Here is a 20,926-nt window from a genome sequence, read left to right on the forward strand (position 1 = left end):
GTCGTCGCGGGAGAGCGGCGCCTACACGGCGGCCGTCGGAGCCCCCGCACGTGCCTTGCGGCGGCGCAGCGCGAACGCGGTGGTCATGGCTCCGGCGGTCAGGACACCGGCGCCGACGGCGATCGGCAGGGCCGGGGAGGTGGAGCTGCTGGCGGCGACGTTCTGGGCCTTGAGGTCCTGGACGTACGCCGGGTAAGGGGCGTGCGTGGATCCGGCGGACGCCGCACGGCCGTAGTGGTGCGGGATGGGCTTGACCGACCTGACCGAGCCGTCGGTGTTCAGCAGCACCTGCTTGTCGTTGGGGTGCCGGAAGTCGAACATGCCGGCCAGGCTGCCCGCGCGCCGGTCGAAGGAGGCGTCACCGATGCCGCCGGTGTGCCAGTTGTTCTCGATGAACTGGGTGATCGAGGTCTGCTCGGTGGCGGTGTGGTCGACCGAGTTCACCTTGCTGTAGGGGGAGATGACGAGCAGTGGCTGCCGGGTGCCGGGGCCGCAGCGGTCCGCGTAGCCGCCCTTGGCAGCCGGGCCGGCCTGGCAGTCGGGACCGTCGACGGCCTTGCCGTTGGAGCCCACGGTGGAGTTCGTGGAGCCGTTGAGGACCTTGGAGGTCACGTGGTCGTACCAGCCGTCGGAGTCGTCGTAGGCGACCACGACCGCGGTGGACTTCCACTCGGGCGACTGCTGCAGCTCGTTGATCTCCCTGACCAGGAAATGCTGCTCGTCGGTCGGGTCGGAATAGGCCGCGTGACCGTCCTGGTACTCGGCGGCCTTCAGGAAGCTGACCGCGGGCAGGTTGCCGGCCTTCAGGGCGGCGTCGAAGTCCGTGAGGTCGTAGTTGTGGTTGGCCCGGCCGTTGTGCCCGATCTCGGCGATGCTCTTCGGGGCCAGGTGGTGCGGGTTGGACGTCGACTTGTAGTACTCGAACGGCGAGTGGTGCGGGCTGTAGTCGACCACGGCGGCGCCGCCGACGTTGCTGTGCGTGGTGTCGCACTTGGCGTAGGCACCGGCCGTGCCGTCCCACGCGGTCGACGGGCGGAAGCCGCCCTGGAACCAGCCCCAGCTCACGCCCTTGGCGTTGAGCAGGTCACCGATGTTCTTGCCCTGCATTGCCGCGAGGGCGTTGGTGCTGGTGTGGTCCTTGTCGGAGCAGTCGTCGTAGGCCGGGTCCGGGTCGTTGGTGACCGTGCCGACGCCCTTGGCGTCCGGCGAGATCACGGTGTACGAGTCCGGGGTCGACGTCTGCTTCGGGTTCTCCGTGCCGGTGGAGGGGTCGGTGGAGATGACACCGTGCGTCTGACCGGAGACGAGGTTGAGCGCGCCCGGCGTGGACGGGCCGTAGACCGAGCTGAAGGAGCGGTCGTTGAGGGAGTACTGCTGCGCGTAGTTCCACAGCGCGGTGACGGTGTTGCCGTCGTAGTAGTCCATCACCAGGCCGGGCTCGCCGTAGAGCCCGGTGCACTTGCTGACCTCGGTGTTCTCGACGTACTTGTCGGCCCTGCCGCCGTCGGCCGCGTACTGCTCGGGACCGTAGGAGTGGTTCTGGTCGCAGGTCATCGCCTGCGCCGGGGTGAGCCGCCTCGGTGTGTAGAGGTTCGGGTTCTTCGTCAGCAGCCCGGAGTTGAGCAGGTTGTCGGCCTTCGGGGTGTGCCGTGCCGCCTTGAAGGCGGTGCCGTCGGTGTTGGCCGCCTGCGGGTAGGTGGCGAAGTAGTGGTCGAACGAGACGTTCTCGTCGTAGATCACCACCACGTGCTTGATCGGCGTGGCGGTGTGCGTGCCGCCGTGGCCGTGGCCGCCGTGCGCCGAGGCCGCCGCCGGGACGGCGCCGCCCGCCGTGGCGAGGGCGGCCGCGCCGATCAGGGCGCCTATGCGCGTCAGCCGACGTCGCGGGCCGAAGGTTCTTCCAATGCCGAGCATGCTGTGTCGCCTTCCGGGAGCACCGAGTTCCACTGCCTGGCCCATGCGTGACCATGACGTCTATGGCCGGATCCTGGGCAATGCTGACGACCGGTCGAGGGAGCGGCAATGAAGGGCGCACGAACGAATGGTCAGGAGATCCTCATGGTCTCTTGACCTTCTTTTGATCCGGGTGCGCTCGCCCGGTCACGTCAGCAGGCGGCGTCCCAGCCAGTCCGAGGCGTCCCGCACCCCGGGCAACGCGAAGAAGTAGCCACCGCCGAACGGCGAGACGTAGTCGACCAGCGGCTCCCCGGCCAGCCGCTTCTGCACGGTCTCGAACTGCCGCGCCAGGTCCTGCTGGTAGCAGCAGAACAGCAGCCCCATGTCCAGGTTGCCGTTGGCGTCCGTACCCCGGTCGTAGTTGTAGCCGCGGCGCAGGATCCGCTGGTCGGCGCTGGCGGTGGTGCGCGGGTTGGCCAGCCGTACGTGGCTGCTCAGGGGGATGATGTCGCCCTTGGGATCCTGGGCGTACTGGGGCGTGTCCTTCTCGTGTCGCCCGTCCAGGGGCGCACCGGTGTCGCGGGCCCGGCCGAACATCCGTTCCTGTTCGGTGATCGGGACCCGGTCCCAGAACTCCACCAGCATCCGGATCAGCCGTACGACCTGGTAGCTGCCGCCCCTGGCCCAGTCCGGTTCGCCGTCGCTCACGCCCACCCACACCAGGCGGTCCGTCTCCCGGGAGCTGGTGACGTCCGGGTTGGCGATGCCGTCCTTGAATCCGAAGTGGTTGCGCGGAACGCCGGAGGGGCGGGACGGGCTGATGAACCCGTCCATCCGCCAGCGCACCTGCATGCCACCGCGGGTGTGCCGGGCGACGTCGCGGAGGGCGTGCAGCACCGTGTCCGTGTTGGCTGCGCAGAACTGCACGCTCAGATCACCGTGACACCAGGCGGCGTCGAGGTCGTCGTCCGGGAACGACGGCATGGCGGTCAGCCGGCGGGGCTTGCGGGCGGCGAGTCCGTAACGGTCGTCGAAGAGGGAGGCGCCGACGCCGACGGTGACGGTCAGTTGGTCGGTGGGTATGTCCGGGCCGAGTGTGCCCGAGTCGGCGGGCGGCGCGGTGATGCCCAGTTCGTCCGGGGTGCCGCCGGCGGTGAGGAAGCGGGCCCGGTCGGTGAGCGTGCGCAGCAGCGCGGCCAGTTCGCTGCGGTTGTCGGCGGTGGTGTCGAAGGACACGAATGCCGTGGCGCGGGGTGCCGGGGTAGTGATGCCCGCCTGGTGCGGACCGTGGAAGGCCACGCGCTGCGGCGCTCCGGAGGGCGCGGCGGCGGAGGCGGTGCCGTGGTCGGCGGCGACCAGGCCGGCGCCGGCCACCGCCGCGGCGCCGGCCAGGAAACCCCGGCGCCCGACGTCGTTCACGTGCTTCACGAGGTCCTCCGTACGTCCGTGAGGGCGGCCACGTCGGCGAGCCGCTCGACCAGTTCACCGAGGTTCGCGTCGACCTTCTCCCGCTCGGCGAGGGTCAGCCGGTGCAGGGGTGTCCAGCGGCCGTCGTGGTCGAAGCCGTCCAGGATGTTCTGGGTGCGGTCCAGCCAGGAGTCGAGTCCGGCCAGGCCGGTGTCCCGGGTCCTCAGCAGCGGGCGCAGGAAGCCGAGGAGGGTGCGGGTGCCGTCGAGGTTGGCGCGGGCGGTGGCCAGGTTGGTGCCGCTGCCGTAGTCGGTGCGGCCGGTCAGCTCGAACTGCACGGTGTTCTCCAGGATCTCGTGCGCGCGCAGGCCGACGTCGGCCGGGTCCATCCGCTGGGTGGGCCAGCTGTCACGCAGCGCTCGTACTGCCTGGGCGAGTTGGTCGGTGGGGCCGCGCAGGCCGCTCGCCGACTCGCCGTGCCACAGCCCGTACTCGACCCGGTGGAACCCGGTGAAGCCCTTGTCGCGCACCCCGCCGGACAGCGCGGCCGTGGTTCCGTCGATCTCACCGTCGGCGTCGCCGAAGGTGCCGTACGCGGCGCCCATCCGCTCGTACACCAGATGCGCGGGCAACCACGCGGCACGGGCGGCCGCGAGGTCGCCGCGGTCGACGGCGTCGCGCAACGCGTCCGTCCTCTGCACCAGTTCGACTGTGCGGGCCTGGATCCACCTCTGGTAGGCGAGCGTGGGCGGGATGAGGTCCTGCTGGCTCACGGGCACGGCCGCCGGACCGCTCCTCACCTTCGCGCCGGTGAGGCGGACCGTCGGCCCGGTGACGGCGTCCGCGTCGTCGGGCAGGCACTTGAAGGCGTACGAACCGTTGCCCAAAGTCACCCGCAGCGGGCGCTCGGTGCCCGGAGCGAGGCCTTCGACCTCGCCGTAGACGGCGCCGGTCCTCGGGTCGGTGAGAAACACCTCGGCCGCCGAGCTGGAGGTGTTGCGCAGGTCGAAGACCTGGCGGCCGGGCTCGGGGCGGGTCCAGCCGCGCCCGCAGCCGGCGGTCGCGATCTCGACGGTGGTGTGCGGCAGACCGTCGGCCGCCGTCTTCCGGTGGGCGCTGCCGCCGGATCCCCCGGCGGCCAGCAGGACCGCCCCCACCGCGCCGGCGGCCACCAGGGCGCCGCCCGCGAGCAGCACGGCGCGCCGCCGGCCGACGGGGCCGGGCGAGGGCGGGGCCGATATGGAACCAGGATCGGCTTCGCGTGCGGCTTCGGGCACGCAGGGCCTCCAGACAGTCGTACGAACGAGGCGCCGTTGATCCTAAGCGCGCCGGAAGGCCACCACGGGGCCGCCGACCGCTCCCTGACCGAACGCGGGAACAGAATTCGTCCGCGGTTCACCGTCCCGTCCACCGGCGCCGTGGATCGGCAGAGGAGTGCCGGTGGCCGGCGGGGCGGACGAGGTGGAGGTGGACCTCACCGTCGTCCGCCACCCCGTACAGGTCGATCCGTACCAGTCTCCGGACGCGGGCCGGAACGCGGCGCGCGTGCCACAGGGCGTCGGTCGGCACGACCAGCGCGTAGCGGACGCGCGGGGAGTCGGCCGTCGTGCGGCGCGGCAGCCGGCCGTAGGCGCCTCGACGCCGGTCCACCGGTCCGTGGGGATGACGGGTGTCCAGCCGCCGACGACCGGACGGCGCCGGAAGGCATCGGTGACACGCTCCCACGCCGACGTCGAGGTCTACGCGGGCGTGGTCATGGAACTCTGCGGTCTGCCCCGGGAGATGTTCGCCCCGACGTTCGCGGCGGCCCGCGCGGTCGGCTGGAGCGCCGACATCCTGGAACAGGCGGCGGACTCGAGGATCATCCGTACGGTGGCACGGTACGCGGATCCGGAGCCGGGGGTGACGGCCGCGGCTCGGTGGGCCCCTGCGGCGGGTCGTTTCCTATCCTGGAGCGGCCCACACCCCCGCCCGCACGGAAGAGGCCCCCGTTGGAGCACCACCGCAGCCCCCAGCAGATCCCGGTCGTCGTGCTCGCCGGATTCCTGGGCTCCGGGAAGACCACGCTCCTCAACCACCTGCTGCACCGCAGCGGAGGCAGCCGAATCGGGGCGATCGTCAACGACTTCGGAGCCATCGAGATCGACGCGATGGCCGTGGCCGGCGCCCTCGGCGACTCCACCGTCTCGCTCGGCAACGGCTGTTTGTGCTGCGCCGTCGACACCAGCGAACTGGACCGGTACCTGGAACGGCTCGCCGACCCGGCCACCGGCATCGACGTGATCGTCATCGAGGCGAGCGGTCTCGCCGAGCCCGAGGAACTCGTCCGGATGCTGCTCGCCAGCGAGCACCCCGGCATCGTCTACGGCGGTCTCGTCGAGGTCGTGGACGCCGCCGAGTTCGACGACACGCGCGCGAAACACCCCGAGATCGACCGGCACCTCGCCCTCGCGGACCTGGTCGTCGTCAACAAGCTGGACCGGGCCGAGCAGGGGGGCGAGCGGGTCCTCGGCCTCGTGCGGTCACTCAGCGACCACGGGGCCGCCGTCGTGCCCGCCACCTACGGCCGAGTAGACCCGGAGTTCCTCTTCGACTGCCGGCCCGGCGAGGAGCGCGTCGGGCAGTTGTCCTTCGACGACCTGGAGCATCGAGAAGCCGGTGAGCACGCGGGACACCTGCACGACCGCTACGACAGCCTGTCCTTCGTCTCCGGCCGGCCCCTCGACCCGCGTCGCCTCATGGCCTTCCTCGACAGCCGGCCCGAGGGGCTCTACCGGATCAAGGGGTACGTCGACTTCGGGCCGTACGACACCGGGAACCGGTACGCCGTGCACGCCGTGGGACGGTTCCTGCGGTTCTACCCGGAGCCCTGGGGGCGCGCCGAGGAGCGGCTGACCCAGGTCGTGCTCATCGGCTCCGGCATCGACGCGGACGCCCTGCGCAAGGAACTGGACGCGTGCACGAACGACGCCCCACACGCCGACGAGCACGGCATGTGGGGCGTCCTGCGCTACGTACAGGGCCTGGAGGAAGACCCTGAGCAGGGCTACCAGCCCTAGACCGGGCCCGCCACCACCGACACCGTCTTCGGCAGGGACACGCCCGAGCCGTCCCGGCGCGGGTCGATCTCCGGGAGTTCGGCCGGCGTCCCGTTCTTCTGGGCCGCCTTCGCCGGGACCGGCCCCGCCCAGGCGAAGGCCAGGCAGTCCTCGCCCTTCAGGAACCGCTGGCAGCGCACCCCGCCGGTGGCGCGGCCCTTGCGCGGGTACTGGTCGAACGGGGTCAGCTTGGCCGTCGTCTGCACCGAGTCGTCGAGCGTGCCGCGGGAGCCGGCCACCGTGAAGACCACCGCGTCGGCCGCCGGGTCCACCGCCGTGAAGGAGATGACCTTCGCGCCCTCGGTCAGCTTGATGCCCGCCATACCGCCCGCCGGACGGCCCTGCGGGCGCACCTGGGAGGCCTGGTAGCGCAGCAGCTGCGCGTCGTCGGCGATGAACACCAGGTCCTCCTCACCGGTGCGCAGCTCCACCGCGCCGACGATCCGGTCGCCCTCCTTGAGGGTGATGACCTCCAACTCGTCCTTGTTGGACGGGTAGTCGGGGACCACGCGCTTGACCACGCCCTGCTCGGTGCCGAGGGCGAGACCCGGGGAGGACTCGTCCAGCGTGATCAGGCAGACCACCGTCTCGCCGTCCACCAGGGAGAGGAACTCGGACAGGGGCGCGCCGCCCGCGAGGGTCGGCGCGCTCGCCGTCTCCGGGAGCTGGGGCAGGTCGACCACGTTGACGCGGAGCAGACGGCCGGACGAGGTCACCGCGCCGATCTCGCCACGGGCGGTCGCCGGCACCGCCGACACGATCACGTCGTGCTTGGCCCGCTTGCCGTCGGCGTCCTCCGGGAACGGCTCGCCGTTCGTCGTGCGCGCCAGCAGGCCCGTCGAGGAGAGCAGCACCCGGCACGGGTCGTCGGCCACCTGGAGCGGCACCACGCTCGCCGGGACACCCGATGCCTCCAGCAGGACCGTGCGCCGCTCGGTGCCGAACTTCTTCGCCACCGCGGCCAGTTCGGCCGAGACCAGCTTGCGCAGCTCCGCGTCCGACTCCAGGATCCGGGTCAGCTCGGCGATCTCCGCGGTGAGCTTCTCCTTCTCCGCCTCCAACTCGATGCGGTCGTACCTGGTCAGGCGCCGCAGGGGGGTGTCCAGGATGTACTGCGTCTGGATCTCGGAGAGCGAGAAGCGCTCCATCAGGCGCTGCTTGGCCTCCGCGCTGTTGTCGCTGGAGCGGATCAGCCGGATGACCTCGTCGATGTCGACCAGGGCCGTGAGCAGGCCCTCGACCAGGTGGAGGCGGTCGCGGCGCTTGGTGCGGCGGAACTCGCTGCGGCGGCGGACCACGTTGAAGCGGTGGTCGAGGTAGACCTCGAGCAGTTCCTTCAGGCCGAGCGTGAGCGGCTGGCCGTCCACCAGGGCGACGTTGTTGATGCCGAAGGACTCCTCCATCGGCGTCAGCTTGTAGAGCTGCTCCAGGACCGCCTCGGGCACGAAGCCGTTCTTGATCTCGACGACCAGACGCAGCCCGTGCTCGCGGTCGGTGAGGTCCTTGACGTCGGCGATGCCCTGCAGCTTCTTGGAGTTGACCAGGTCCTTGATCTTGGCGATGACCTTCTCGGGGCCGACCGTGAAGGGCAGTTCGGTGATGACCAGGCCCTTGCGGCGGGCGGTGACCGTCTCCACCGCCACCGTGGCGCGGATCTTGAAGGTGCCGCGGCCCGTCTCGTACGCGTCCCGCACGCCCTCCAGGCCGACGATGCGGCCGCCGGTGGGCAGATCGGGGCCCGGGACGTGCTTCATCAGCGTGTCCAGGTCCGCGTTCGGGTACCGGATCAGATGCCGGGCGGCCGAGATGACCTCGCCGAGGTTGTGCGGCGGCATGTTCGTGGCCATGCCGACCGCGATTCCCGACGAGCCGTTGACCAGCAGGTTCGGGAACGCGGCGGGCAGCGCCACCGGCTCCTGCTCCTGCCCGTCGTAGTTCGGCGTGAAATCGACCGTGTCCTCGTCGATCGACTCGGTCATCAGGCTGGTCGCCTCGGCCATCCGGCACTCGGTGTACCGCATGGCGGCCGGCGGGTCGTCGTTGCCCAGGGAGCCGAAGTTGCCGTGGCCGTCGACCAGCGGGACACGCATCGAGAACGGCTGGGCCATGCGCACCAGCGCGTCGTAGATCGACGCGTCGCCGTGCGGGTGCAGCTTGCCCATCACCTCGCCGACCACGCGCGCGCACTTCACGTAGCCGCGCTCGGGGCGCAGGCCCATCTCGTTCATCTGGTAGACGATCCGGCGGTGCACCGGCTTCAGGCCGTCGCGGGCGTCCGGCAGGGCGCGCGAGTAGATGACCGAGTACGCGTACTCGAGGTAGGAGCCGCGCATCTCGTCCACGACGTCGATGTCGAGGATCCTCTCCTCGTACGAGTCGTCGGGCGGCGGGGTCTTCGTGCTGCGGCGGGCCATCGCTGCCGGCTCCTTGCTCATGCGTGAACGGGATCTGACGCTGACCATTGTGGACCGCGGTACTGACAACCCGGGCCAGGACCCGGTCTCCGCGGCCCGCCCCGGTGCCACGGAGGCTTTCGGGAGCGGGTCGGACGCAGGCTACGCGATCCGCTGTGGGCGTACGTGGTGCGGGAACTTCGCCGGGTTCCGGCACGCTTGCATACAGTGGCAGGACTGGCAGAAAAACCGCGGTTCGAGACGGCTTCCGCGAGTGAGTGACGCGAGTGAAGGGACGTACATGCCCATGGGTCACACGACCACGGCCGAGACAGGCTCCGGAGGCCTGACAGCGACCGAGCACCGCTTGGCCAACGGTCTGCGCGTGGTGCTCTCCGAGGACCACCTGACCCCGGTCGCGGCGGTCTGCCTCTGGTACGACGTCGGTTCCCGGCACGAAGTCAAGGGACGTACCGGCCTGGCTCACCTTTTCGAGCACTTGATGTTCCAGGGCTCCGCCCAGGTGAAGGGCAACGGCCACTTCGAGCTCGTACAGGGCGCCGGCGGCTCGCTCAACGGCACCACCAGCTTCGAGCGCACCAACTACTTCGAGACCATGCCCGCCCACCAGCTGGAGCTCGCCCTCTGGCTGGAGGCCGACCGCATGGGCTCGCTGCTCGCCGCCCTCGACGACGAGTCGATGGAGAACCAGCGGGACGTCGTCAAGAACGAGCGCCGCCAGCGCTACGACAACGTCCCCTACGGCACCGCCTTCGAGAAGCTCACCGCGCTCGCCTACCCGGAGGGCCACCCCTACCACCACACGCCGATCGGCTCGATGGCGGACCTGGACGCGGCCACCCTGGAGGACGCGCGGGCGTTCTTCCGTACCTACTACGCGCCCAACAACGCGGTGCTCTCGGTGGTCGGCGACATCGACCCCCAGGAGACCCTCGCCTGGATCGAGAAGTACTTCGGCTCCATCCAGGCGCACGACGGCAAGCCCGCCCCGCGTGACGGCTCGCTGCCCGACATCATGGGCGAGCAGCTGCGCGAGGTCGTCGTGGAGGAGGTGCCCGCGCGCGCGTTGATGGCCGCCTACCGGCTCCCGGAGGACGGCACGCGCGTCTCCGACGCGGCCGACCTGGCTCTCACCGTCCTCGGCGGCGGCGAGTCCTCGCGTCTGTACAACCGCCTCGTACGGCGCGACCGTACGGCCGTCGCCGCCGGCTTCGGGCTGCTGCGCCTGGCCGGTGCGCCCTCCCTGGGCTGGCTGGACGTGAAGACCTCCGGTGACGTCGAGGTCCCGGTCATCGAGGCCGCCATCGACGAGGAGCTGGCCCGCTTCGCGGAGGAGGGCCCCACGCCCGAGGAGATGGAACGCGCCCAGGCCCAGTTGGAGCGCGAGTGGCTGGACCGGCTGGGCACCGTCGCCGGCCGCGCCGACGAACTGTGCCGGTTCGCCGTCCTGTTCGGCGACCCGCAGCTCGCCCTGACCGCCGTCCAGCGCGTCCTCACGGTGACCCCGGAGGAGGTCCAGGAGGTCGCCAAGGCCCGCCTGCGGCCCGAGAACCGCGCGGTGCTCGTCTACGAGCCCAAGTCCCCCGAGACGGTCGAGGACGCCGACGTACCCGAGGACCCCGAGGCCGAGGCCACGGTCGAAGCCGGCGACAACAACGAGGAGGCGGCGAAGTGAGCGAGCTCGCCACCATGGACTTCCACCCGCAGCCCCAGGCCGGCGAGGCCCGGCCCTGGGCCTTCCCGGCCCCCGAGCGCTCCACCCTGGACAACGGGCTCACCGTGCTGCGCTGCCACCGCCCCGGACAGCAGGTCGTCGCCGTGGAGGTGCTCCTGGACGCACCCCTGGACGCCGAGCCGGCCGGCCTGGACGGCGTCGCCACGATCATGGCGCGCGCCTTCTCCGAGGGCACCGACAAGCACTCCGCCGAGGAGTACGCCGCCGAGCTGGAGCGGGCCGGCGCCACCCTCGACGCGCACGCCGACCACCCGGGCGTCCGGCTCAGCCTGGAGGTCCCGGCCTCCCGTCTGGGCAAGGGCCTCGGGCTGCTCTCCGACGCGCTCCGGGCACCCGCCTTCGCCGACAGCGAGGTCGAGCGGCTGGTCCGCAACCGCCTCGACGAGATCCCGCACGAGCTGGCCAACCCCAGCCGCCGGGCCGCCAAGCAGCTCTACAAGGAGCTCTTCCCGTCGGCCGCGCGGATGTCCCGGCCGCGCCAGGGCACCGAGGACACCGTCGAGAAGATCGACGCGGCCGCCGTACGCGCCTTCTACGACCGGCATGTGCGGCCCGCCACCGCCACCGCGGTCATCGTCGGCGACCTGACCGGCATCGACCTGGACGAACTGCTCGGCGAGACCCTGGGCGCCTGGCGCGGCACGGCCGCCCAGCCCCGGCCGGTGCCCCCGGTCACCGCGGACGACACCGGCCGTGTCGTCATCGTGGACCGCCCCGGGGCCGTCCAGACGCAGCTGCTCATCGGCCGCGTCGGCGCCGACCGGCACGACCGTGTCTGGCCCGCCCAGGTGCTCGGCACCTACTGCCTGGGCGGCACCCTCACCTCCCGCCTGGACCGCGTCCTGCGCGAGGAGAAGGGCTACACCTACGGCGTCCGTGCCTTCGGGCAGGTGCTGCGCTCCGCTCCCGACGGCAGCGGCGCCTCGATGCTCGCCATCAGCGGCTCCGTGGACACCCCGAACACCGGCCCGGCGCTCCAGGACCTGTGGACGGTGCTGCGCACCCTCGCCTCCGGGGGCCTCACGGACGCCGAGCGTGACGTCGCCGTGCAGAACCTGGTCGGCGTGGCGCCGCTCAAGTACGAGACGGCGGCGGCCGTCGCCGGCACCCTGGCCGACCAGGTCGAGCAGCATCTGCCGGACGACTTCCAGGCCACCCTCTACCGGCAACTGGCCGCCACCGGCACCGTGGAGGCCACCGCGGCGGTCGTGAGCGCCTTCCCGGTCGACCACCTGGTGACGGTCCTGGTCGGCGACGCGGCGCAGATCAAGGAGCCCGTCGAGGCCCTCGGCATCGGCGAAGTGACGGTCGTCGCCGCGGAGTAGCGGCACGCGCGCGCCCGGAGCCCTGGTGACCCTCGGGTCACCAGGGCTCTGAAATGTCCGAATTGAGGCGGAGGTTGCCTGTCTGCCCTGTGGGATGCGCGACAAAAACCGCGATCCGTTTGAGGATTGCGGGGACGCCCTCATAGGTTCTTCCGGACTGTCCGCCAGGCACCGAGCCGCGCCCGCGGCACCGGACAGTCATCGCCGAGTCCCCGTACGGCGCGAGCCAGGGGAGCCGGGGACCCATGCAGTCCCTGGGGTGAATCGGACGCCCGCGCGAGCCGCGAGGGCGCCCGTAGGAGACCTTCCTGCTCCGAACCCGTCAGCTAACCCGGTAGGCGAGAGGGAAGGAAAGGACCAGCCTCTACATGGCGTTCATGTGCGCCTCCGGGAAGCACCGTCGTCCCGGCCGGGTGAAGCGCACCACCGCGCAGGCCGCCGGTATCGCGGCCCTCACCACCACAGGTGTCATCGGCACCGTCTCGGCAGCCCCGGCGCTCGCCGCGGAGAACTCGGTCGAGCAGACCGGCCTCACTCCGGTGATCACGGTCAGCGACTCGGTCGCCGAGCAGATCGACGCCCAGGCAGCCGCGCAGACGGCGGCCGCCGAGCGCAAGGCGGCCGAGGAGGCCGCGCGCAAGAAGGCGGCAGCCAAGGCCAAGAAGGAGCGCGAGGCCGAGGTGCGTGCCGCGCGGGAGGCCGAGCGCAAGCGTCTCAACGCCTTCGTCGCGCCGATCTCCGACTCGTACGTCTCCACCGGCTACCGGACCGGCGGCTCCCTGTGGTCCTCCGGCGCCCACACCGGCATCGACTTCCACGCCGCCACCGGCACGGTGGTGCACGCGGTCGGTACCGGCACGGTCGTCTCCACCGGCTGGGGCGGCTCGTACGGCAACCAGATCGTCATCAAGATGGCCGACGGCATGTACACCCAGTACGGCCACCTGTCGTCGATAGGAGTCTCGGTGGGGCAGAAGGTCACCCCGGGCGAGCGGATCGGCCTCTCCGGCGCGACCGGCAACGTGACCGGCCCGCACCTCCACTTCGAGGCCCGCACGACCCCGGAGTACGGCTCGGACGTCGACCCGGTCTCCTACCTCCGCAAGCACGGTGTCGACGTCTGACCCGAACGCGGCGACGACCGTGTGACGTCACGCGGCGAGTGTGCCGAAGCCCCGGCTCCCGAGCCGGGGCTTTCGTCGTTTTCGTGAACCCGATGTCCAAAAAATATGCATGGATTCAGGGCCGCCGTCGGAAATTCCCGCTCATTGCAATAGAGTCACGGAACGGACGCCACTCGGCGGCGTTTCACGGGGATTAAGGCGGAGGTCGGACATGCGTATTCCGGCGCACTCGGTATGCACGGCGATCCGGGACGACATCGTCGCGGGTGTCTACGAGCGCGGCAGCCGGCTCACCGAGGAACTCCTGGCCCGCCGCTACGGTGTCTCGCGCGTCCCCGTCCGCGAGGCCCTGCGCACCCTGGAGGCCGAGGGCTTCGTCGTGACGCGCCGGCACGCGGGCGCGTGCGTGGCGGAACCGACCGAGCAGGAGGCCGCCGACCTGCTGGAGATGCGCCTGCTCCTGGAGCCGCTCGGCGCCTCCCGGGCCGCCCAGCGCCGCACCGAGGCCCACCTCAAGGTGCTCCGCGGACTGGTCAGGCTGGGCCAGGAACGCGCCCGCAGGGGTGGCAGCGAGGACCTGCGCTCCCTGGGCGGCTGGTTCCACGAGACGCTCGCCCAGGCCACCGGCAGCCACGCCCTGACCTCGACGCTCACCCAGCTGCGGCACAAGATCGCCTGGATGTACGTCGTCGACTCACCCGCCAACCCCGTGGAGTCCTGGGCCGAGCACGGCGCCATCGTGGACGCGGTGACACGCGGCGACGGCGAACGCGCGCGGGCGATCACCGCGCTGCACGCCGAGCGGTCCACGGTCTCCCACCGGCCGCGCTTTTCCGGCGGCACGGACCGGTCGGCCGGTGTGAGGACTTCGCAACATCCCGTAAACATGTCGGGCCTGCGGCATTAACACGGGCGCCGTATACAAAGAGATGTTATTCGGTGGAGCAGTATTTCCGACGCCCTCGGCCGGACTCCGCCGCCTTTATCTCGCGCGCGCCCGGAATTTCCGGAGCGTGTTATCGCCGTGCCCGGCGGGGAATTAACCGCGCCCGGTGCGCGGCCGGGTTCCGCATAAACGCCCCGTTCGCAAAAGGCGGCCGAGGCGGCTCGGTTTCCCGCCGCGCGGCGGGAACGGCGAGGCCGCGCCGCCCTGGCAGGGGTGGCGCGGCCTCGTTCGTGCGGGTGCGGTGGCGCTCAGACGGTCTCGGGGAGCTCCTCGAGACCTTCGCCGACCAGCTTGGCCAGGCGCTCGAGCGCGGCGTCCGCGCCCTCGGCGTCGGAGGCGAGGACGATCTCCTCGCCGCCCTGGGCGCCCAGACCCAGGACAGCCAGCATGGAGGCCGCGTTGACGGGGTCGCCCCCGGCCTTGGCGATCGTCACCGGGACGCCTGTGGCCGTGGCGGCTCGGACGAAGATGGAAGCGGGGCGGGCGTGGAGGCCCTCGGCCCAGCCGACGTTGACGCGGCGCTCAGCCATGTGATGCTGCCCTTCGGTGTTCAGGGTTGTCTAGACCAGTTTCCCATATCGTGAAGCATGCCCGGAGCGGACGTGAGTCCCCGCGGGTGTGTCGTCGGACCGCGGCCTCGGTCCGGCTTCCGTCCTCCACAGACTGCCTCGCGCCACTGTCGGACGCGAGCCGTACTCTGGGGCCCATGCAGACCCCGGCGGACCGACACGACCGGCACGCGTACCCCTCCCACTGGGAGGCGGACGTCGTGCTGCGCGACGGTGGTACCGCGCGCGTCCGGCCCATCACCGTCGATGACGCCGGCCGCCTGGTCAGCTTCTACGAGCAGGTCTCGGACGAGTCGAAGTACTACCGCTTCTTCGCGCCCTACCCCAGGCTCTCCGCCAAGGACGTCCACCGCTTCACGCACCACGACTTTGTGGACAGGGTGGGACTCGCGGCCACCATCGGCGGCGAGTTCATCGCAACCGTACGCTATGACCGCATTGGCGCCGACGGGATGCCCGCCTCCGCGCCCGCCGACGAGGCGGAGGTCGCCTTCCTCGTCCAGGACGCCCATCAGGGCCGGGGCGTCGCCTCCGCCCTCCTGGAGCACATCGCGGCCGTCGCGCGGGAGCGCGGCATCCGCCGGTTCGCCGCCGAGGTGCTGCCCGCCAACAGCAAGATGATCAAGGTGTTCACGGATGCCGGGTACACCCAGCAGCGCAGCTTCGAGGACGGCGTGGTCCGCCTGGAGTTCGACCTGGAGCCCACGGACCGCTCCGTCGCCGTCCAACGCGCGCGCGAGCAGCGGGCGGAGGCCCGTTCGGTACGGCGCCTGCTGACCCCCGGTTCCGTGGCCGTGATCGGCGTCGGCCGGGCGCCCGGCGGCGTCGGCCGCAGCGTCCTCGGCAACCTCCGGGACGCCGGCTTCACCGGCCGCCTGCACGCCGTGAACCAGGCCTTCCCCGACGATCTCAAGGAGGTCGACGGGGTACCCGCGCACCGCTCCGTGCGCGACATCGACGGACCGGTCGACCTGGCCGTGGTCGCCGTACCCGCCGAGCAGGTCCCGGACGTCGTCACCGACTGCGGTGAACACGGCGTCCAGGGGCTTGTCGTGCTGGCCGCCGGATACGCGGAGAGCGGCCCGGACGGCCGTGAACGCCAGCGCGAACTCGTCCGGCACGCGCGCACGTACGGCATGCGGATCATCGGGCCGAACGCCTTCGGAATCATCAACACCGCCGCCGACGTCCGGCTGAACGCCTCGCTCGCCCCCGAGATGCCCCGCCCCGGCCGCATCGGCCTCTTCGCCCAGTCGGGTGCCATCGGGATCGCCCTGCTGTCCCGGCTGCACCGGCGCGGCGGCGGCGTCACCGGCACCACGGGCGTGTCGACCTTCGTCTCGGCCGGCAACCGCGCGGACGTCTCCGGCAACGACGTCCTTCAGTACTGGTACGACGACGCCGAGACCGATGTCGTCCTCATGTACCTGGAGTCCATCGGCAACCCGCGCAAGTTCACCCGCCTCTCGCGGCGCACGGCGGCGGCGAAGCCGCTGGTCGTGGTGCAGAGCGCCGGTTCGGCGCCGCAGGGGCACGCGGTACGGGCCACCCGGCTGCCGCATGCCACGGTGTCCGCGCTGCTCCGGCAGGCCGGGGTGATCCGCGTAGACACGATCACGGAGCTGGTCGACGCGGGGCTGCTGCTCGCCCGGCAGCCGCTGCCGGCCGGGCCCCGGGTGGCGATCCTCGGGAACTCCGAGTCGCTGGGGCTGCTGACCTACGACCGGTGCCTGGCGGAGGGGCTGCGGCCCGCGCCGCCGCTGGACCTGACGACCACGGCGACCCCCGCCGACTTCCACCGGGCGCTGGCGGAGGCGCTGGCCGACGAGTCGTGCGACGCGGTGGTCGTCACCGCCATCCCGACGATCGGCGAGGGGGCGGTCGGGGACGGTGAACTGGCTGAGGCCCTGCGGTCGGCGGCCGAGGGGGCGCACGGGAAGCCGGTCCTGGTCGTGCACGTGGAGCTCGGGGGGCTGGCGGAGGCGCTTTCGGCCGCGGGCCGCACCGCACCGCAGGCACCTGTCATGGCACCCGGCGCCTTCGGCGGCACCCACCGGTTGCGCCCCGCACCGACGGAGACCGCGGCCCGGACGCCGTCCGCGGGAGCCGGCCGGACACCGCCCGCCGCCGTCACCGAGACCGCCCGGCCGCGTGCCCCTCACTCCTGCTCCCGGCTGATTCCCGCCTACCCCGCCGCCGAGCGTGCCGTGCGGGCGCTCGCCGAAGCCGTGAAGTACGCGCAGTGGCGGCGGGAGGCCACCGATCCCGGCAAGGTGCCCGAGTACGACGACATCGACGAGAGGGGAGCCGCCGGACTGATCGGCACGCTGCTGGAGCGCGGGGAGGGACTCACCCTCGGGACGGAGGAGACCTGCGCGCTCCTCGGCAAGTACGGCGTCGCCGTGCACCGGGCCCTGCCGGCCCGCACTCCGGAGGCCGCCGCCCGGGCCGCCGCCGACCTCGGCTACCCGGTCGCCCTCAAGGCCACCGCCCCGCACCTGCGGCACCGCGCCGACCTGGGCGGAGTACGGCTCGACCTGGCGGACGAGGAGCAACTGCGCCGGGCGTACACCGAGTTGACCGAGCTGTTCGGGTCGCCGGCGGAACTGCGCCCGGTGGTGCAGCGGATGGCCCCCCGGGGCGTCGACACCGTCGTACGGGCCGTCATCGACCCGGCGGCCGGGGCCGTGCTCTCCTTCGGGCTGGCCGGAGCCGCCTCACAGCTGCTCGGGGACACGGCCCACCGGCTGGTCCCGGTGACGGACCGGGACGCGACCTCGCTGGTGCGGTCGATCCGGACCGCACCCCTGCTGTTCGGCTGGCGGGGCTCGGCCCCCGTCGACACGCCCGCCCTGGAGGAGCTGCTGCTGCGCGTCTCCAGACTGGTCGACGACCATCCCGAGGTGGTCGCGGTCACCCTGGAACCGGTCGTGGTCGCCCGGCACGGCGTCAGTGTGCTCGGTGCCACCGTCCGCCTGGCGCCCCCGCCCGCCCGCGACGACCTGGGCCCGCGCACCCTGCCGGCCTACTGACCGCTCGAACCCCGCTCCGTGGTGGCTTTGCACCAGGGTGCGCCGACTGGCCCGGACCCCCCTTGCCCACGGATTAGGATGGACGCCATGGCCAAGACCAGTACGACGACCCAGGGGCTGCGCGTCGCGATCGAGCGCAGCGGCTACTACCCGGCCCTCGTGGCCGAGGCGGTGGAGGCCGCCGTGGGCGGTGAGCCGATCCGGTCGTATCTGGTCCACCAGGAGACGACGTTCGACCAGAACGAGGTGCGGCGCCATGTGACCGTGCTCGTCCTCACCGGGAACCGCTTCATCGTCAGCCACACCGACGAGCAGGCCGCCGACACCACCTCCCCGACGCCGTACGCCACCACCTCCACCGAGTCGGTCAAGCTCGGCCGGATCTCGTCGGTCGTGGTCAGCCGGGTGGTGGCCAACCCGGAGCAGTACACGCCGGGCACCCTGCCCCGCGAGATCGTGCTGACCATCGGCTGGGGCGCCGTCTCCCGCATCGACCTGGAGCCCGCGGCCTGCGGCGACCCCAACTGCGAGGCCGACCACGGCTACACGGGCAGCTCCACGGCGGACGACCTGAGCCTGCGCGTCAGCGAGGCGGGGGACGGCCCGGAGACGGTGCGCCAGGCGCTCGCCTTCGCCCAGGCCATCTCCGAGGCGACCGCGGACGTCGCGCACTGATGGCGTACGCCGCCTGGGATCACCCGGAACCGCTGGCCCTCGGCTCCGCACCGCTGCCCGAGTACGGCAGTGGTTCCCTCGCCGACCTGCTGCCCACCCTGGCCGCCGGCATGGCCGTACCCGGAATGACCGCGTCGATCACGGAACTGACCGCGGCCGACCGCAACTGCGTCTTCCTGGTCGACGGTCTCGGCTGGGAGCAGCTGCGGGCCCACCCGGACGAGGCGCCCTTCCTGGCCTCGCTGCTCGGCAGTTCACGCGGCGGCACCGGGCGGCCGATCACCGCCGGCTACCCGGCGACCACCGCCACCTCCCTCGCCTCCGTCGGCACCGGCCTGCCGCCCGGAGCGCACGGCCTGCCCGGCTACACCGTCCGCAACCCGGCCACGGACGAGCTGATGAACCAGCTGCGCTGGCAGCCGTGGACCGACCCGGCCGCCTGGCAGCCGTACCCCACCGTCTTCCAGCTCGCCGCCGACGCCGGTGTGCACTCCGCCCAGGTGTCCTCCCCGCACTTCGAACACACCCCGCTCACCAAGGTCGCGCTGAGCGGCGGAACGTTTCACGGGCGGCTCACCGGCGAGGAGCGGATGGACTTCGCGGCGGAGCAACTGGCCGCCGCCGACCGCTCGCTCGTGTACACGTACTACGCCGAACTGGACGGCGCCGGGCACCGCTACGGCGTCGACTCCGACACCTGGCGCGGCCAGCTGATGCACGTGGACCGGCTGGTGCAGCGGCTAGCCGAGCAGCTCCCGGCCCGCAGCGCGCTGTACGTCACCGCCGACCACGGCATGCTCGACGTGCCGTTCGACGAGCAGCATCGCATCGACTTCGACGAGGACTGGGAGCTGCGGGCCGGCGTCGCCCTGCTCGGCGGCGAGGGCCGGGCACGGCACGTGTACGCGGTCCCCGGCGCCGCGAACGACGTCCTGACCTGCTGGCGCGAGGTACTCGGCGAGCAGTTCTGGGTGGCCTCCCGGGACGAGGCGATCGCGGCCGGCTGGTTCGGCCCGCCGGACCGGTTCGACGAACGGGTGTACGGGCGGATCGGCGACGTCGTCGCCGCCGCGCACGACGACGTCCTGATCATCGCCTCCGAGCGGGAGCCCAAGGAGTCGGCGATGGTCGGCAACCACGGTTCGATGACCCCCGTCGAGCAGCTCGTCCCGCTGCTCGAAGTACGCTCCTAGCGACCCTTGGTCCCACCATCCGAAAGGTGCTCAACCTCCCATGCCCGAGCTGGTCTTCTTCTCCGGAACGATGGACTGCGGGAAGTCGACGCTGGCTCTGCAGATCGAGCACAACCGGTCGGCCCGCGGTCTCGTCGGCATGATATTCAGCCGTGACGACCGCGCCGGCCACGGCAAGCTGTCCTCCCGCCTCGGCCTGGTCACCGACGCCGTGGAGGTCGAGGACGGCCAGGACCTGTACTCCTACCTGGTCGACCACCTCTCGCAGGGCGGTCGCGCGGACTACGTCATCGCCGACGAGGCACAGTTCCTGGTGCCGGAGCAGATCGACCAGCTCGCGCGCGTGGTGGACGATCTGGGCCTGGACGTCTACGCGTTCGGCATCACCACCGACTTCCGCTCCAAGCTGTTCCCCGGCTCCCAGCGGCTGGTGGAACTGGCCGACCGGGTCGAGGTGCTCCAGGTGGAGGCCCTGTGCTGGTGCGGCGCCCGGGCCACGCACAACGCCCGCACCGTCGGCGGCGAGATGGTCGTCGAGGGCGCCCAGGTGGTGGTGGGCGATGTCAACGAGTCGGCCGGGAAGGTCGGTTACGAGGTGCTGTGCCGCCGCCACCACCGGCGCCGGATGACCGCCACGTCGGCCCGCGCGGCGGCCCTCTCCCCGGACGTCCTGCCCGTCACCACCTGATTCAGCGCGGGTTCTCGATCACCGAGAAGACCGCGCCCTCCGGGTCGGCCACCGTGCCGACCCGGCCGTGTGCGCTGTCCCGGGCCGGCTTCAGCACCTGCCCGCCCAGCTCGGCGACCTCCCGCAGGGTCGTGTCCGCGTCTGCCACCTCGAAGTACGTCAGCCAGTGCGGCCCCCGGTCCCGGGGCAGCGAGAGGCCGACCCCGTGGATGCCGGCCACCGGGCGGCCCTCGACGTGCAGGGTCACGTAGTCGAAGTCGGCGGACACCACGGGCTCCTCCGCGTAACCGAAGACCGCCCCGTAGAACTTGGCGACGCTCGCGGTCTCGAAGGTGAGCAGCTCGTTCCAGGCGGGCGTGCCGGGGACACCGGTGACGGCCGTGCCGAGGTGGGCGGAGGCCTGCCAGATGCCGAAGACCGCGCCCGCCGGGTCGGAGACGATGGCCATCCGCCCGGCCTCTGCCGCGTCCAGCGGGCCGACGCCCACCGTGCCGCCGCACAGCCGGGCCGTCTCGGCCGTCAGGTCCACGTCCGCCGAGGCGAAGTACGGCGTCCAGGCGATCGGCAGTCGGCGATCCGGCGGCAGCTGCCCGATGCCCGCGACCTCCTGTCCGTCGAGCAGCGCCCGGACGTAGGGGCCGAGCTGTTGCGGCCCGGGCTGGAACTCCCAGCCGAACAGGGCCTCGTAGAACTCCTCGGTCGCGGTCAAGCCGTGCACCATCAGACTCACCCAGCAGGGGGTGCCGGGCGTGCGCAGAACGTGTGTACCGCCGTTCGGGCCGGCCGATCCCCGTACCTCGGTCATCGTCACTCTCTCCCCGGCC

At 71.8% G+C, this 20,926-nt stretch carries 16 protein-coding genes, 1 pseudogene and 1 riboswitch; of the genes and pseudogenes, 10 read left to right on the plus strand and 7 right to left on the minus strand.

What is annotated here, in order from left to right; all coding sequences use genetic code 11:
• Nucleotides 1-21: 21 nt before the first annotated feature.
• The 4 genes from ACZ4O3_RS00560 to ACZ4O3_RS00575 all read right to left on the minus strand — a co-directional run bounded on the left by ACZ4O3_RS00560 (nt 22) and on the right by ACZ4O3_RS00575 (nt 4,953).
• Nucleotides 22-1,914, minus strand: a complete 1,893-nt coding sequence (locus ACZ4O3_RS00560; protein ID WP_467720671.1) for a phospholipase C — start codon at nt 1,912-1,914, stop codon at nt 22-24.
• A gap of 186 nt (nt 1,915-2,100) precedes the next feature.
• The gene (efeB, locus tag ACZ4O3_RS00565; protein ID WP_467720672.1) at nt 2,101-3,324 is read right to left on the minus strand and encodes an iron uptake transporter deferrochelatase/peroxidase subunit; all 1,224 of its coding nucleotides are present in this window, start codon (nt 3,322-3,324) and stop codon (nt 2,101-2,103) included.
• Nucleotides 3,321-4,580: an EfeM/EfeO family lipoprotein gene (locus ACZ4O3_RS00570; protein ID WP_467720673.1), complete on the minus strand. Its 1,260-nt coding sequence runs from the start codon at nt 4,578-4,580 to the stop codon at nt 3,321-3,323. The genes efeB and ACZ4O3_RS00570 overlap by 4 nt, the downstream gene beginning before the upstream one ends.
• Nucleotides 4,581-4,698: 118 nt before the next feature.
• The gene (locus ACZ4O3_RS00575; RefSeq protein WP_467720674.1) at nt 4,699-4,953 is read right to left on the minus strand and encodes a hypothetical protein; all 255 of its coding nucleotides are present in this window, start codon (nt 4,951-4,953) and stop codon (nt 4,699-4,701) included.
• A 72-nt stretch (nt 4,954-5,025) separates the two neighbouring features.
• Here ACZ4O3_RS00575 and ACZ4O3_RS00580 point away from each other — a divergent pair.
• A pseudogene (locus ACZ4O3_RS00580) lies at nt 5,026-5,208 on the plus strand (citrate/2-methylcitrate synthase); the annotation flags it as partial.
• 86 nt (nt 5,209-5,294) lie between these two features.
• Entirely contained in the window at nt 5,295-6,362 is a 1,068-nt protein-coding gene (locus ACZ4O3_RS00585; RefSeq protein ID WP_467720675.1) for a CobW family GTP-binding protein, read from the plus strand.
• Here ACZ4O3_RS00585 and ACZ4O3_RS00590 read toward each other — a convergent pair.
• The gene (locus ACZ4O3_RS00590) at nt 6,359-8,815 is read right to left on the minus strand and encodes a DNA gyrase/topoisomerase IV subunit A (RefSeq protein ID WP_362725142.1); all 2,457 of its coding nucleotides are present in this window, start codon (nt 8,813-8,815) and stop codon (nt 6,359-6,361) included. The genes ACZ4O3_RS00585 and ACZ4O3_RS00590 overlap by 4 nt on opposite strands.
• Nucleotides 8,816-9,095: 280 nt before the next feature.
• On the opposite strand from ACZ4O3_RS00590, the gene ACZ4O3_RS00595 reads away from it, so the two are divergent.
• The 4 genes from ACZ4O3_RS00595 to ACZ4O3_RS00610 all read left to right on the plus strand — a co-directional run bounded on the left by ACZ4O3_RS00595 (nt 9,096) and on the right by ACZ4O3_RS00610 (nt 13,906).
• A complete protein-coding gene (locus tag ACZ4O3_RS00595; protein WP_467720676.1) occupies nt 9,096-10,490 on the plus strand; it encodes a M16 family metallopeptidase in 1,395 nt (464 codons plus the stop codon).
• Entirely contained in the window at nt 10,487-11,875 is a 1,389-nt protein-coding gene (locus tag ACZ4O3_RS00600; RefSeq protein WP_467720677.1) for a M16 family metallopeptidase, read from the plus strand. The genes ACZ4O3_RS00595 and ACZ4O3_RS00600 overlap by 4 nt, the downstream gene beginning before the upstream one ends.
• A 192-nt stretch (nt 11,876-12,067) precedes the next feature.
• Nucleotides 12,068-12,231, plus strand: a riboswitch (cyclic di-AMP (ydaO/yuaA leader).
• A gap of 12 nt (nt 12,232-12,243) precedes the next feature.
• On the plus strand, nt 12,244-12,999 hold the full coding sequence (locus tag ACZ4O3_RS00605) for a M23 family metallopeptidase (protein ID WP_384992995.1): 756 nt from the start codon (nt 12,244-12,246) through the stop codon (nt 12,997-12,999).
• 211 nt (nt 13,000-13,210) lie between these two features.
• Entirely contained in the window at nt 13,211-13,906 is a 696-nt protein-coding gene (locus tag ACZ4O3_RS00610; protein ID WP_362717592.1) for a GntR family transcriptional regulator, read from the plus strand.
• A 287-nt stretch (nt 13,907-14,193) separates the two neighbouring features.
• Here the strand turns inward: ACZ4O3_RS00610 and ACZ4O3_RS00615 are convergent, their stop codons facing one another.
• Nucleotides 14,194-14,475: an HPr family phosphocarrier protein gene (locus ACZ4O3_RS00615; protein ID WP_351326770.1), complete on the minus strand. Its 282-nt coding sequence runs from the start codon at nt 14,473-14,475 to the stop codon at nt 14,194-14,196.
• Between the two features lie 176 nt (nt 14,476-14,651).
• Here ACZ4O3_RS00615 and ACZ4O3_RS00620 point away from each other — a divergent pair, with 176 nt between their 5' ends.
• The 4 genes from ACZ4O3_RS00620 (at nt 14,652) to ACZ4O3_RS00635 (ending at nt 20,102) form a co-directional block, all read left to right on the plus strand.
• A complete protein-coding gene (locus tag ACZ4O3_RS00620; protein WP_467720678.1) occupies nt 14,652-17,546 on the plus strand; it encodes a bifunctional acetate--CoA ligase family protein/GNAT family N-acetyltransferase in 2,895 nt (964 codons plus the stop codon).
• An 87-nt stretch (nt 17,547-17,633) separates the two neighbouring features.
• Complete coding sequence (locus tag ACZ4O3_RS00625) at nt 17,634-18,221, plus strand: DUF5998 family protein (RefSeq protein ID WP_362728005.1); 588 nt, start codon at nt 17,634-17,636, stop codon at nt 18,219-18,221.
• Nucleotides 18,221-19,414: an alkaline phosphatase family protein gene (locus ACZ4O3_RS00630; RefSeq protein ID WP_362728003.1), complete on the plus strand. Its 1,194-nt coding sequence runs from the start codon at nt 18,221-18,223 to the stop codon at nt 19,412-19,414. Before ACZ4O3_RS00625 ends, ACZ4O3_RS00630 begins: the two co-directional genes overlap by 1 nt.
• 40 nt (nt 19,415-19,454) lie before the next feature.
• Complete coding sequence (locus tag ACZ4O3_RS00635) at nt 19,455-20,102, plus strand: thymidine kinase (RefSeq protein ID WP_362728001.1); 648 nt, start codon at nt 19,455-19,457, stop codon at nt 20,100-20,102.
• 1 nt (nt 20,103) lies between these two features.
• Here the strand turns inward: ACZ4O3_RS00635 and ACZ4O3_RS00640 are convergent, their stop codons facing one another.
• Entirely contained in the window at nt 20,104-20,907 is an 804-nt protein-coding gene (locus tag ACZ4O3_RS00640) for a VOC family protein (protein ID WP_467720679.1), read from the minus strand.
• Between the last annotated feature and the right edge of the window lie 19 nt (nt 20,908-20,926).

The organism is Streptomyces sp. NPDC026515 (genome assembly GCF_055567595.1).

Coding starts and splice junctions, on each gene's coding strand:
- ACZ4O3_RS00595 (WP_467720676.1), top strand. CDS start 9,096: ATGCCCATGGGTCACACGACCACGGCCGAGACAGGCTCCGGAGGCCTG.
- ACZ4O3_RS00620 (WP_467720678.1), top strand. CDS start 14,652: ATGCAGACCCCGGCGGACCGACACGACCGGCACGCGTACCCCTCCCAC.
- ACZ4O3_RS00625 (WP_362728005.1), top strand. CDS start 17,634: ATGGCCAAGACCAGTACGACGACCCAGGGGCTGCGCGTCGCGATCGAG.
- ACZ4O3_RS00560 (WP_467720671.1), bottom strand. CDS start 1,914: ATGCTCGGCATTGGAAGAACCTTCGGCCCGCGACGTCGGCTGACGCGC.
- ACZ4O3_RS00615 (WP_351326770.1), bottom strand. CDS start 14,475: ATGGCTGAGCGCCGCGTCAACGTCGGCTGGGCCGAGGGCCTCCACGCC.
- ACZ4O3_RS00605 (WP_384992995.1), top strand. CDS start 12,244: ATGGCGTTCATGTGCGCCTCCGGGAAGCACCGTCGTCCCGGCCGGGTG.
- ACZ4O3_RS00610 (WP_362717592.1), top strand. CDS start 13,211: ATGCGTATTCCGGCGCACTCGGTATGCACGGCGATCCGGGACGACATC.
- ACZ4O3_RS00635 (WP_362728001.1), top strand. CDS start 19,455: ATGCCCGAGCTGGTCTTCTTCTCCGGAACGATGGACTGCGGGAAGTCG.
- ACZ4O3_RS00640 (WP_467720679.1), bottom strand. CDS start 20,907: ATGACCGAGGTACGGGGATCGGCCGGCCCGAACGGCGGTACACACGTT.
- ACZ4O3_RS00630 (WP_362728003.1), top strand. CDS start 18,221: ATGGCGTACGCCGCCTGGGATCACCCGGAACCGCTGGCCCTCGGCTCC.
- ACZ4O3_RS00590 (WP_362725142.1), bottom strand. CDS start 8,815: ATGGCCCGCCGCAGCACGAAGACCCCGCCGCCCGACGACTCGTACGAG.